The organism is Salegentibacter profundi, assembly GCF_054121475.1.
The window spans coordinates 312,374-325,648 of record NZ_JBSYGG010000004.1 but is presented as its reverse complement, the minus strand read 5'-3'; the positions used below and the strand labels follow the sequence as shown (position 1 = coordinate 325,648).

Here is a 13,275-nt window from a genome sequence, read left to right as displayed (position 1 = left end):
TTGCGCGTAAGTATAAATTGGGGCTGCTGCCTTAGACATAAAGATTAGCCTAACTTAAATCTTCCCAATGCAAAAACTCCCATTTCTTCATTTTCCGCTTTAATTGCTTACCGATTACTTCTTCAAAGTTCCATGCATCCATTCCATAAGCTTTTGGTTTTTTCGCCTCCAGGTCTTCAAAACTTAAAATGTGACCTTGGGGAAGATCTTTATTAACAGCGAGGGATTTTTCGAAGATCTTTTTTAAATTTTCATATTTTGAATTATCCGATTTATTTACGGGCTGCTTCATAGATGTGTAGATATTTCGAACAGCTTGCACAAGATCTTTGATCTCATCAATTTCCATGGAGGAAGTGGCATCGGGTCCGAAGCTCCGACGATCAAATACGGCATGAAACTCTAGTATTTCGGCACCCAGGGCCGTGGCCGCAATACAGGTTTCAGGTCGTGCAGAATGATCAGAATAGCCTACCGATACCCTGTATCGATCTTTTAACTCTCCAATCACATTCAGTCCATATTCTTTCGGCTCGCTTGGGTATGCCGTGGTACACTGTAGAATTGAAAATTCCACTTTTCGATTTTTAAGGAACTGCGTCGTTTTATCAAGCTCTTCCAGAGTACTCATCCCGGAGGACAGGATTACAGGCTTCCCGGTTTGAGCGATCTTTTCAAGTAGGAGAAAATTATTTACCTCCCCTGAACCTATCTTATATCTATTTACTTCTAGCTCCTCCAGTAGCTCCACTGCCTTATTGCTAAAAGGAGAAGCCAGGAATTCAACTCCTTTTTTCACACATCGATTCTTTAAAAGCTGCCATTGTTTCTTACTGAACTCCATTCTTTTCCAGTAATCAAACCTTGTTTTATCCTGCTCAGAAAATTTAACACGGAAGGGTTCATAAATACTGCTCTCAGCTTCTGCAATATGAACCTGAAATTTTACCGCATCGACCCCCATTTCTGCAAGAGCATCTATATAAGAAAGAGCTATTCCAAGGCTCCCTTCATGGGCTTGTCCTATTTCAGCTATTATAAACATACTTTAGAATTATTTTTGAGAATATCTGTTATACATTTGTAATATTGCTTGGACACAGCAGTCTTGCTGTACCTTTCAATATAAGTATTTCGGTTCTGCTCGCTTATTCTATATACTTCTGCATCTGTCAAGTTCTTAATCTTTTCAAATTGCTTCTTAAAACTTTCTCCGTTATCCGCCTCAAACCAAAAATCATTATTCGTATTTGCCAGTCTTTCAGGCATAGCCCCAACTTCTGTACTTAAAATGATCTTGCCTGCCGCCATAGCATCGATTCCTACCAATGGCCCTGCTTCGGTGTAAGCAGGAATAATAGCACATTCAATGTCACGATAAAGTTCTTTAACTTCATTAATATTTAGATGTCCCATTAATTTAATATTCTTAATGTCTCTGGATTTAGCCAATAATTCAGAATAAAGTCTACCAGTACCTACAATAGTCAATTCATCATTTTCATCACTGAATTCTTCGAAAAATGAAATAAGATTAAAAAGATTTTTCTCTGGTGCGAGACGGGCAACAGTAATAAATCTATTTACTTTTCTTTTTGGCAAATCAAGCCCCAAAAGTCCCTCTTCCATATATGAGTTTTGGTCTATTATGGTATAATTATTAAAATTTAATTTGGGATGTAAATTATTAGCATTAATTATTGAATGATGAATAAACAGATCTACATCCTTTAAATAGGAGGGGACTTCGCCGGTTAATTCTATTTCTCCCGTAGTTCTGAAAATAACCGGCTTCTTCAATAGCTTTGAAAACTTGATTATTTCTTTAGTTCTTAAGGTCTCTAAATGAGCTATTATAAAGATAAGATCATAATTTATTAGGACATCTTTTAATATCTCATTTTCCCGTAGTTTGAGAAACCTGGAATTAACCCGGTTATTTATATAGAAATAAACCGGCTCTTTTTTATTATTTCTTAGATAACTTAATAATGCAGCAGGTCGTAAAAAGGCGTATCTTTTGAATAACAACTGCTTTAGGGACCTCATTTTAATATCACCCACCATTTCATAAATTTGTGAGCGGTCTGTAATATTTCCTGTGGAGAGGACGTCAACCTCGAAATCATAATGCAAAACAGAAGCTGCAAAACCTGCTTCCAGCTCTCTTCCTCCTAAATCTTCTATTGGACCTATCAGTAATATTCTTGCCATTAATTATAAAATATGCGAAACATTCTTTTAAGCACAGCTTTTCTAAGGCCATAAGCCTTCTGTCTTAAATTTTTAGTGAAATTGGCATTGGAGTTTCCATTCAGATTCTGATTGGTATTGTTACTTACCGCATCGGTGAAATTTTGCCTATTATTCTGCAACTTTTCTAACATCCAGGATTCTATCTCATTACCCATATGGTAGGCCTTATTTTCAAAGACTGAAAGTCGCATTAAGCCTGCTTTGTCTATTGGCTCATCAACATATTTATATTCTGAATTACCCCCTACCAAAGTTAAGGAAGGTTCTAATGGTACGGTTTCAAAAAGAATCTCTCGTTTTATAGTTAAAACCTGATGTCCGCTTCCTATGATGGCCTTTACCCCATTCTTCTCTATTACAGGCCATTTATTATCAGGGTCTTTCTCATTGTTCCAATTAATACTTGACAGGTACCTATTGTGGTCTTCAAAATTTTCCGGAATCTTTGCGAAATTAAACTTTACCCGCTGCGCAAGAATTTGTCCTAGGACCGAACTTGTGCCATAAAAGAGGCCCTGCCTCACGGGTATAGGAGAAACAGAACCAACCTTGTCAAAAGACCTGAAGACGTCCATAACTGCTTTTTCCCAGTCTTCCAGAAATAGGATATCTGTATCACTTAAAGTTATATATTCTTCCCGGGAAGATCTTGCAGCACCTATTAAGGCATCTATTTTACCAATATTAGTTGAGTGTTGAATTATACAATCAACTTCCTTTTTTGAATAAGTAAGTAATAAATTTCTTAATTCTTCACAGGAACCATTGTCTACAACAGTAATTTTGTAACTATCATTATTGGCTCTGATCAAAGAATCAAGGCTAAGTTTAAAAACGTCCAGGACGTTTTCATAATAGCCTTCAGGTTTAGGAATAAATACAACGATCACCACTCTATGATTAACACTGAGTTTAATTTTTTCCTGAGTTTTTTGGGGATTCCAACCTTTTCTCATTGCCTTTAGTTATTATTCTTCTTTAAACAATATATAGATTGATTCCTCCATTCCTTATAATTTATGACTCTGTAATTATATGAAACGAATATCTTTTCCAGTTCGGCTTTTTTATAGTCACTTAACCAACCGTTTTCTAATCTGTCTGCATTAGAAATATCGCTACAGGCATAAGATAATACAATATTCTCGATATGATTAGATATTTGAGCGAACACACTTTCAATGTTGTATACATATTCAAGCACTCCGCTGAAAACAGTAGTATCATACTGTCTCATATCTATTTGTATCTCTTCATTCAAATCGCACTTAATTACATCAGGATAACGGCAAACTATATCAGACGCTTGATATAAACAATTTACGGGAAGTCTAGTCTTAAGGCTAAGGTTACCCGCTCCAAATTCTATAACTCTGGCACCCGGTTTTATAAAGGATGCTAAGATATAGGTCCTCTCATCCCAGCTCTCATCAAGTTCATCAGGGTTTTTCCATCTATTCAGATCACTTTCTCCCTTTTCTCTTAGAGCTTTGGTCGTTTTTCTCCTTCTCCTAAGATGCAGCTTTGCAAGCAGTCCTTTCCCCTTATTAAGGCTGAAAAAATATAATTTACGAAATAATGGAATTCCTGCCATTAAAAGTTTCTTAGAGTTCAATTTTAAACACAATATTCTTCAGATCGGCTGTGATTTTATAGGAATAATTATGATTCCTAAATTCAAATATGATCCTTTTCAGGATTATATCGTTCACTTTTTTAAGGGAAATATAAGTCTGAGATTGTTTTCCTAGTCTTTTCTTGATCTTGTATTTAAGGCCGGTATAATAATCAGCCTCATAAATTTTTACTTCAACAATCTTATTTTTATAGAATTTGATTCCCTCAAAAATAAAATGCTCCACAGCAGCTTCGATATTTTCTAATTCTATTTTAACATCGGGTGATTTCAATTTATCAGCATTACTTTTTTCAAACGCTTCCCCCCAGAAAACCTGAGAATTTGGTTCAATCACTTTATTTTTAAGACTATTTAGATAGTGCTGTTCATTAATCCTCATAGCATTTTTCAGTCTGGGAATTATGGTTAATTTTCCCTGTTCAGAATTTTGGTAGGAGGGATGCCAGTTATGATAAAAGTGAATCTGTTCTGTTCTTTTTTCTATAAAACCGGCATTTTTAAGTCTTGCATAAAGATCGACATCTTCCGAACCATAGAAATGATAAAATTCGTCATAACCTGAAATTTCATAAAAGGCTTCCTTGCGGGCCAGAATCATTCCGTTTATTTCTCCTGTTCTTGTAGCTTTAAGGTCTTTAAAATTTTTATTACGATCAATATCTACAGAGGCCTGTTCATCCAAATATGCGAGTTTAAATATTTTAAAAGAATCCTTAGAAATATTATTCTCAAGAAATTTTGTAGCCACTGGCGAAAAAATCAGATCAACATCAGCAATAAAGATGTATGGATTTTTTGCTCTTTTAATCCCATAGTTTAATGCCCTGCTTTTATTCCATAACCTTTGAGAAGTATGCAGGTAGGAATAATTACAAAACTCAAAACTCTCCAGGGCTTTTTGAACTTTATTGGAAGTCTCGGAATCACTTCCATAATCTACAAAGATTACCTCGAAATTTTGGGATTTTTGATTTCTTAGAGACTCCATAGAAAGTTTTACTCTTTCTACATCTCTATCCCGAAATGCATATATAATACTAAGACTTTTATCCATTTCTAGTATTTAGATCTTTTTCCACTTGGTTATATCTTTGGAGCACCTGTTGTTTTATAGTTTTTCGTTCAAGTTCAGGTCTTAATTTTTCAATATTATAGAAAAATGCATTTTCCACTAAACCCGGATTATTCAAGCTTTTTAATATTACAGACTGTATTTCATCCACATTTAAAGGATCCTTTATTAGCAACCCATTTAAACCCTCTTCAATTATTTCTGCTGTAGCTCCTCCGGGATTAGACTGAATGGGAAAAGCTCCACTAATTATAGCTTCAAGCAGGGTGTTAGGCATCCCGTCCGAAATACTGTTCCCTATATAAATTTTTGCCTGCCCCATAAGCTCTATAACTTTAGCTCGGCCTATTTGTTTTAATAGATTAAAATTGGGCCAGTTTTTTAGTTCTGACGTCTGGATAAACTCAATAACCTTTGGTTCTACCCCAAATACTACAAATTTAAAATCCTTTAATTCTGATTTTAAATTTTCAATAGCTCTTAAAACCGGAATACATTCTCCAAACAATTCCTGATAGCCTTTTATTAAGATTAGATTTCTCTTTGAAGGATGAATTAAATTTTCTTTAGGTTCAAGTTCGTAACCGCCGCCACCAGGAAAACTCCCTAAGAACTTACCCTCAAATCCATATTTTTGTGCTATGTGGTAATCTCTGGTGCAATCAGCAAACATATAATCCACTCTTGGAAGAACACTTTTAATATCTTTTAGATAATTTGCTTCATTTTGAAAATAATAGAGATCATTCCCCCAGGCTGAATATATCCATGTTATTTGAGGATGTGTTTGCATCACTTTTAAAATAGGGGTACAGGCGGAAAAAAGAACAAAACTTTGCACCACATCAGGTTTAAACTCCTTTAGTTTTTCTTCAAATATATAGGAAAGGGGCCTTTCAAAATAAGCACTCAGGGCTTCGTAAAAAAAATGAAAATTTTTCTTCAGAAATTGTCTCCCCGGATAATCGAATTTCCTTTTCCAGTTTACCGTTTGCTCCATCCAGTTGATCCTTTCTACCTCCTGTCCGTTATCAAAAACATCTATCCATAAGATCTCATGCCCAGAATCTTTGAGCTGATCGGCCCAGTTGAAAAAATGTCCTGCAAACATAGATACCATCAATATTCTCATTTTATTAGACCTTTAATGACCTCCGATAAATGATTTTGGGATAAATACTCTTCAAGATCTTTTCTGTTCAGCAGGAATAATGATGGATCTTTCTTCCAATGCAGGTACATTTCTTCCAGTAATTTAAATATCCTTTTTTCGTCAGACACTTCAGCCCAGTAGGGATAACTTTCTCCAAGTAGCCGCCTTGATTCACTTAAGGCAGGTCCTAAAAGTAAAATTGGTTTGTTTGCCTGCACACAATGCGGAAATTTCCCCGGCAGAAACGGACTTATTTGAGCTTTCGCCTCTAGAATAACGTTTACAGCAGATGAATTTTGAAGTAAACGTATAGTCTTATAGGGGATTCCTCCTGGGATTAACTTTAAACTCTCATTTGTATCTGATTTTGCTTTAAGCCAATTTTGATGGTGTGAACTTTTCCCGATAAATATCAATCTAATTTCTTCAGAGGCGTGTGGATATCGTTCTATTAGGGAAACAAAAGCATTCACCAGGGGTTTTGGATCACGCGGACCCAAAAGGGTTCCCGCGTGAAGAATATTGAAAGCATCAGGATTAAAAAAATCAGGGAGATCTATGTCAATCCTAACATCATCGGAAATTTGATGTGGTATTATTATCCCTTTTTGTAGAAATTCAGGAAAATAGCTCCCCATCCAATGCATTAAGAGTTGGGAAGGAAAGACAGGAAGTAATGCTTTTTCGGAAATATTTTGAACAAACTCCCATTTTTTAAACTGTCCCGGCTCTACCCAGGCAAAAGGTGGAGGATAAAGATGCATAGGGTAGGGGTCGTGTATATATGCAATCCATTTTTGGTGCAATTCTGGCAATTTTAAAAGGGCATGATGAGGCCTAAAGCTGCCTCCTTTACTTAAAGTAAGTATGAAATCTGGCTTGTAGTTTTTTTCCTTTTTTATTTCTTTTATAATGCTATCACGGTCATTATAAAGAGTAAACGAAAAACCGAAGATATTTTCAAGAAATTTATGAATATCTATTTTTAAAGTCTTCCTAAGATGTCTTTCTATTCTACTGAGCAAAAAATAAAGGCTTTTTCTATTTTCCTTTATTGCAATAGTGGGAATATTCTTTAGTTGAATTTCCTTTCGGGTATAGTGTAGCACCTTCAAATCGCAACCGATCTTTTTTAAGTTGTGAATCAGGGCTACCCTTCCTTTGGTTCCACTACTGTCTTCTGTATCAATAGATTCAGAAATCACAAGAATTTTCGGAAATTTGGGCAAATTGAAGGATTTGTATATTGTTTTGTAAATCTAAGAAATTTAAAATTTAATTATTCTGATGGTATTAAAAGAAAATAAGGCCAGTAATTATTTTCTTTAGATTTGCTTTACCGAAATAAATATTATGGAAGTTGATCTAATTGCTGGAACCCGACCCAATTTTGTTAAAATAGCAGGACTATATCACGCGATTTTAACTTTAAAGTCTCCAATAAAATTAAGAATAATACACACAGGTCAACATTATGATCATAAACTAAGCGGAAGCTTTTTCGAAGTTTTGGAGATCCCTGAACCCGATTTTAACTTAAATGTAGGTAGTGGAACGCAGGCCGAACAAACCTCAGGTATTATGCTTGCTTATGAAAGGATTTTAGCAGATAAAAAACCCGATTTATGTATTGTGGTAGGAGATGTAACTTCTAGTATGGCCTGTGCGATTACCGCTAAAAAACAAAATGTTCAAGTTGTTCATATTGAAGCGGGTTTGCGCTCTTACGATTGGAAAATGCCAGAAGAAATAAACAGGATTCTGATAGATTCTATAAGTGATTACCATTTCACTACCAGTGCCACAGCTTCACAAATTCTTATTGAAGAGGGAAAGGATCCTAATAAGGTTTTCTTTGTTGGAAATATCATGATCGATACTTTATTGCATCATAAATCAAAATTCAAAAAGCCCGAAATATTCGAACGACTTAATCTATTGAAAGAGAAATATCTGGTTTTAACTATCCACCGGCCCTCAAATGTGGATAATATTAACCAATTGAAAACTATTCTTGAAACTCTTTCAGCCGATGCTAATGAAATGCCTATAATATTCCCGGCACATCCAAGAACTGCAAAAAGAATTGCAGATCAAAAATTGCAAATTCCTAATATTCATATAACCGGACCTTTGGATTACCATGAGTTTAATTATTTAATAAAAGAAAGTAAAGCAGTGATAACGGACAGTGGAGGAATTACAGAAGAGGCTTCCGTCTTAGGATTACCCTGCCTTAGTTTGCGCGATAATACCGAAAGACCCGAAACTATTAGTGAGGGAACCAATGAGTTAATTGGTACCAATCCAGAAAAATTTAAAAAATACTTAGATCAGCTTTTTGAAGGTCATTGGAAAAAAGGAAATATTCCCGAAAAATGGGATGGAAAAACGGGTGAAAGAATTGTTAGGATTCTGGAGAAAATATCAATTTTCTGATTTTTCCTTTTATAATAAAAATGGGACGCAGTAGGGGGTAAATATAAAAGCCCATGTTATACTTTATCCTGGTAATGAGACCTGCTTCACCACAAATTAAGACTTTATTTATAATAGCTTGAGATTTTAAAAAGAAACCAAGCTGCATAAAATACTTGAAGATTTTTGGAGATATTAAATTATTCCTTCTTAGCTCTTCTATAATAAGGATTGCGGCTTTTATTTTCGATTTCCGCCTTATGGTATTTTTGGCCCAATATTCTCCTGTATTTGATTGGGAATGTTTTCTATTGTAATATAAAATCTTGTTAATTGAAACGCCGCTAAATCCCTTCGTTAATATTCTGGTATAACATTCCCATTCTTCCCCATACATGAGATCCTCATTGAATCTTACTTCTTCGAAACATTGTTTATACCAGAGTAGAGTACAGGAAGCAAAAGGAATTCTTCCGGTAATCATATCTTCAATATTTTTAAGACTAAATGGTATTTTCTCAACTTGTTCGGTCCTACCGAATTCAATATTTTTCCATTTTCCGGTAAAAGGTTTCTTTTGATATCTGCAAAAGTAAAAGCCACTATCTTTTAATAAATTAAGACTAGTTTTAAGGTTTTCCGGATGGATGATATCATCGTCGTCAAAAAATTGAATATATTTTCCTTTAGCAAGATCTAGACCCATATTTCTGGATCCGGGGAGCCCTTTTTTATACTTAACTTCTCTTTTGTAATATTTGAATCTTTGGTCGGAATCCAACAAGCTTTTAATTACGGAAAAGGTGTCATCATTACTGCCATCATCTACTATTAAACATTCCCAGTCCCGGAAACTTTGATTAACTATGGAATTCAAAGTTTCCTGTATGAGGTGACTGCGGTTATAAGTAGCCATTATAATAGATATTTCGGGATTTTTGGAATCTATTATCATTGCAGTATTTTTATAAGAAACCTTAATGGAGATAGCAACTTACCACCTAAACGGGCATCTAATGTATTAGAAATTCTAATTTTTTCCCTTTCTTCTTTTTTAATCCTCTCAAAGAGATCATTTACAAGAAGGTCAAAGTGTTTTACATATAAATCTCTATGCTTAAAAACTATTTGTTTGAATTTTTCTTGTTTCAAATGTTTAATCCGGGCAGTAGTCGAGTTATGGCGAACTTGATAATTGAATAGCACTTCATCTATTACCACGGCACGGCCACCATCTTTAAGAATATTCAGATATAATTCCCAATCTTCAAAACCAAGTACAGGTAGATCCGTTTCATAACCTTCACAAACTTTCCAATCCTCTTTTCTAAACATAGAACTTCCCAGGGCTGAATTATGGATAAGGAAATTTTTATAATCCCCTCCCCGGGGGGTGTAAATATCAATCTTTGTCTTTTTAGTAAACCTTAAAGCTTTACAGGTCACAATCTTTATTTCGGGGTCATCCTCCATCAATTTCACTGCTTTCTTACAGAATTCGGGTTCAAAGAAATCATCTGAATCAAGGTTTAAGATATATTTTCCTGTAGCTTGGTCTATACCGTTATTCCTGGCGATGCTTTGCCCTAAGTTTTCCTGGCTAATCAACAGGTCTACATCTTTCCTTAAATTCTCCATGATATCGGCCACCAGTTTATCTGATCCGTCATTCACCAGTATGATCTCCTTTTCTAGATAGGTTTGGCTCTTTGCAGATTTTACGGCCTTTACCACATCGGGATCGTTGTAACAAGCGATAACTATGGAAACTTGAGGATTCAATTTTTGAGATATTTTGATAAAACTTTTGAATAATTCATAGCGATAGCTTTTGGTTGGTATTTTTCAATGTATTCAGAATCAGCATTATGCCTTTTAAGCATTTCTATCGCCTTATTTAAAGCACTTTTAACGGAAGATAAAGATAACGGATTAAAGACTGGCATTCCTACTTCTTTTAGTTGAGGTCCAATATTGCCAACATCTGGTCCAATTATAATTTTATCAAACGTAAATCCAAGAAAAACACTTCCTGAGTTTAATAAATCTATTCGCGGTATTAAAATTATATCCGCAGCTGAAACTTTTAAGGCTAAATCTTCACTACTTAAACTTTTATAAGTAAAAATATATTTTGGTGGAGAGTGCTTCTGTTTAAATTTCATTTTAAAATATGATTGAAAATCAAAGAATTTTTTCATTCTTACCCTGCCAGGTAACTCTATTTTAAGCTCCGTCCTCATATGTGTAGAAATAAGAACCTTGTTCCTTCTCTTAATAGAATTAAATGACTTCAAAACAAGCTTTCGCTCTTCATCAGTTCTTATTTTTCCTGGTGCCAGTATTACTAAAGATTTTTGGTCTATTCCTAATTTTTCTCTAGCAACATATTTAGAAGTTTTCTTGAAAACATCTTTTAATAATGGGTGATAAACAATCTCATGGACTTTATCTGGAAATTTTTCCTCATACAACTTTCTACTGTGGAGTCCTAAATGTATAAATACATCCGTTAAACTTTCCACAATATCAAAGAGTTTGCTAAAATTAGGGGTTTCCCCCTTACTTCTTCTAAGATCATGTTTGGTATAAACGATAGTTGCTGTTCTCTTCCATTTCTCTAATTGAGGAATTAGAGCCTGTAATTCTTTTGCTGTAGGTTCATTCCAGTTATAAAAAGTTTCTGGCCAATGAATATTTACAATATCAATCGAAGCATCGTATTTTTGTATTTTACCAAATACAATCTCTTCTTTTGAATGAATAAGAATTTCCTCCAAATATGGATGATATTCATGCTTTGATAATGGAAATAGTATCTTCACGCTTCAAAGAAAAATAAAATTTTAAGAATCTCAGATAATTTCTGAAAGGAATGATATTTATTTGTAGGCTATAGAGAGCTTTCAAAACCAATACAAAAAGAAAAGCTTTAAACAAAAAATGATCCTATGCTAACTTTTTCTAAATTAGGAAAAAAAGGAAATTTAGGCAATCAATTATTCCAAATTGCTTCTACAATAAGTTTAGCTAAAAGAAATAATCAGGATTGCGTTTTTCCAATTTGGGAATATGAAGAATATTTTAAGTTTAATCTACCCCATGGTAGTTGCAATAATTGCATACAAATAAATGAAAAATTCTATCATTTTCACGAATGGAACCTTTCAAACGGAAATTATGATCTATATGGTTATTTACAGTCTGAAAAGTATTTTGACATCAACCTAGTAAAGAATACGTTTACTTTCAGAGATGGGTTTTTGAAAAATATCCTGGAGAAAACGGAATTGGCTAGTGCGGAAAACAAAATATTAATTTCAGTTCGTCGAGGAGATTTTGTCCATCATCCATGGTTTTACCAGTTATCTTATAAATATTACTTTACCGCGTTAACCGAGAACTTTCCAGATTGGAGAGATAGAAAGCTAGTATTTACTAGTGATGATATTGATTATTGTAAAAAGCACTTTTCCTTTTTACCAAATTCCCATTTCCTTGAAAACCTATCGGCTATAGAACAACTCGCCTTTGGAACTTTCTGTAAAGATTTTATAATCAGTAATTCCACATTCTCATGGTGGCTTGCCTGGTTTGGTGAAAAACAGGGATCGAAAATAATCGCACCTGTAAAAAATTTTAGGGGAAAACATGCAGATATAACTAATGAAAGGGACTACTTTCCCGAAAGATGGACTAAGTTTGACCATCATAATTATTCGATCCCTTTTAATTATTTAAGGCTTAAAATAACAGGGGAAATAAATGGAGTTAAAGAATATCTTTTATACTTAACAAAAAAAATTAAAGAAAAAGCACAAAAAAGAATAAGCAAGATTCAAAGATCATAATTAGATAGTTCTGAATATTCCAGAAATTAAACCTTTTACTCTGCTCTTATAAAAAGGACTGAAGTATTTCCCTTTAAGTCTATTAATAAATTCCAGGAATACTAGATTCAGATAATACCTTCTTACTTTATTAAAATTCGGATGAAATTTTTTACTAAAAATTAGTCTGTTACGCATAAAGTAGTAATGAAATGTTTCCTTCTTTATACTGGTAAGATTGTAGACAATCGCATGAGAATTCACAGCTAATTTATATCCTCGTTTCTTAGCCCTAGAACACCAATCCGTTTCTTCAAAATATAGGAAATATTCCTCTGGTAAAAAGCCAACATCCTCAATAGCTCTACTATTAATAAGAATGCAACTCCCATCTATGTAATCTATATCAAAATCTATTTTAGGTTCAATTACATGTCTCGATTTATTATGATTTTTTTGGTGGGTATGACATTTTTTATCCATCAATAATTTTTCACCATCAGTAAAAATTGTATCTGGATTTTCTCTTTTAAGTATCCTTGGGCCCACTGCAGCAAGAGTTGAATTATTTTGAAGGGTTTCAACAAGTATAGATAAAGTGTTTTTCTCTACTCTTATATCTGGATTTAGTATCCAAACATAATTAGCATTCTCCCGAATCGCCCTTTTAATCCCAATATTATTACCTCCGGCATAGCCGGAGTTCTTAGAATTAAAAATAATATTTTCTTCAGGAATATTTTTTTTTAGTTGCTCCCGGTCGGCTTTTGCAGAAGCATTATCCACAACCAGAATTTTAAGAGAAACCCCAAAATTTTCAACAAGATTATTATACAATCCTATGGCCTCCTTGGATGAATTATAATTTAAGATAATAGCATATACTTCTATATTTTCAGATTTCATA

At 34.0% G+C, this 13,275-nt stretch carries 13 protein-coding genes; 2 read left to right on the top strand and 11 right to left on the bottom strand.

What is annotated here, in order from left to right; translation table 11 throughout:
* Window positions 1-49: 49 nt before the first annotated feature.
* Genes ACW6NC_RS08250 through ACW6NC_RS08220 form a run of 7 tightly spaced genes read right to left on the bottom strand, consistent with a single transcriptional unit; the run spans window position 50 to window position 7,349 of the window.
* Complete coding sequence (locus ACW6NC_RS08250; RefSeq protein WP_457865114.1) at window positions 50-1,045, bottom strand: N-acetylneuraminate synthase family protein; 996 nt, start codon at window positions 1,043-1,045, stop codon at window positions 50-52.
* Window positions 1,036-2,214 (bottom strand): glycosyltransferase family 4 protein, encoded by a 1,179-nt coding sequence (locus ACW6NC_RS08245; RefSeq protein WP_457865113.1) that lies wholly within the window; start codon window positions 2,212-2,214, stop codon window positions 1,036-1,038. The genes ACW6NC_RS08250 and ACW6NC_RS08245 overlap by 10 nt, the downstream gene beginning before the upstream one ends.
* Window positions 2,214-3,212 (bottom strand): glycosyltransferase, encoded by a 999-nt coding sequence (locus tag ACW6NC_RS08240; RefSeq protein WP_457865111.1) that lies wholly within the window; start codon window positions 3,210-3,212, stop codon window positions 2,214-2,216. The genes ACW6NC_RS08245 and ACW6NC_RS08240 overlap by 1 nt, the downstream gene beginning before the upstream one ends.
* Before the next feature lie 5 nt (window positions 3,213-3,217).
* Complete coding sequence (locus tag ACW6NC_RS08235) at window positions 3,218-3,850, bottom strand: hypothetical protein (RefSeq protein ID WP_457865109.1); 633 nt, start codon at window positions 3,848-3,850, stop codon at window positions 3,218-3,220.
* Between the two features lie 10 nt (window positions 3,851-3,860).
* Entirely contained in the window at window positions 3,861-4,949 is a 1,089-nt protein-coding gene (locus tag ACW6NC_RS08230; RefSeq protein ID WP_457865107.1) for a glycosyltransferase family 2 protein, read from the bottom strand.
* Window positions 4,942-6,099 (bottom strand): glycosyltransferase family 4 protein, encoded by a 1,158-nt coding sequence (locus ACW6NC_RS08225; RefSeq protein WP_457865106.1) that lies wholly within the window; start codon window positions 6,097-6,099, stop codon window positions 4,942-4,944. The genes ACW6NC_RS08230 and ACW6NC_RS08225 overlap by 8 nt, the downstream gene beginning before the upstream one ends.
* Entirely contained in the window at window positions 6,096-7,349 is a 1,254-nt protein-coding gene (locus ACW6NC_RS08220; RefSeq protein ID WP_457865104.1) for a UDP-glycosyltransferase, read from the bottom strand. The genes ACW6NC_RS08225 and ACW6NC_RS08220 overlap by 4 nt, the downstream gene beginning before the upstream one ends.
* A gap of 124 nt (window positions 7,350-7,473) precedes the next feature.
* Here ACW6NC_RS08220 and wecB point away from each other — a divergent pair, with 124 nt between their 5' ends.
* Complete coding sequence (gene wecB / locus ACW6NC_RS08215; RefSeq protein ID WP_457865103.1) at window positions 7,474-8,559, top strand: non-hydrolyzing UDP-N-acetylglucosamine 2-epimerase; 1,086 nt, start codon at window positions 7,474-7,476, stop codon at window positions 8,557-8,559.
* On the opposite strand, the gene ACW6NC_RS08210 is transcribed toward wecB, so the two are convergent.
* The 3 genes from ACW6NC_RS08210 to ACW6NC_RS08200 are packed head-to-tail and all read right to left on the bottom strand — an operon-like array spanning window position 8,528 to window position 11,363.
* Entirely contained in the window at window positions 8,528-9,493 is a 966-nt protein-coding gene (locus tag ACW6NC_RS08210) for a glycosyltransferase family 2 protein (RefSeq protein WP_457865101.1), read from the bottom strand. The genes wecB and ACW6NC_RS08210 overlap by 32 nt on opposite strands.
* The gene (locus ACW6NC_RS08205) at window positions 9,490-10,320 is read right to left on the bottom strand and encodes a glycosyltransferase family 2 protein (protein ID WP_457865099.1); all 831 of its coding nucleotides are present in this window, start codon (window positions 10,318-10,320) and stop codon (window positions 9,490-9,492) included. Before ACW6NC_RS08205 ends, ACW6NC_RS08210 begins: the two co-directional genes overlap by 4 nt.
* Window positions 10,317-11,363 carry a hypothetical protein gene (locus ACW6NC_RS08200; protein WP_457865098.1) on the bottom strand — a complete coding sequence of 349 codons (1,047 nt, stop codon included), beginning with the start codon at window positions 11,361-11,363 and terminating at the stop codon, window positions 10,317-10,319. Before ACW6NC_RS08200 ends, ACW6NC_RS08205 begins: the two co-directional genes overlap by 4 nt.
* A 126-nt stretch (window positions 11,364-11,489) precedes the next feature.
* Here ACW6NC_RS08200 and ACW6NC_RS08195 point away from each other — a divergent pair, with 126 nt between their 5' ends.
* Window positions 11,490-12,389: an alpha-1,2-fucosyltransferase gene (locus ACW6NC_RS08195; protein ID WP_457865097.1), complete on the top strand. Its 900-nt coding sequence runs from the start codon at window positions 11,490-11,492 to the stop codon at window positions 12,387-12,389.
* Here ACW6NC_RS08195 and ACW6NC_RS08190 read toward each other — a convergent pair whose 3' ends face one another.
* Window positions 12,390-13,274, bottom strand: coding sequence for a glycosyltransferase family 2 protein (locus ACW6NC_RS08190; RefSeq protein ID WP_457865096.1), 885 nt, complete (start codon window positions 13,272-13,274; stop codon window positions 12,390-12,392).
* Between the last annotated feature and the right edge of the window lies 1 nt (window position 13,275).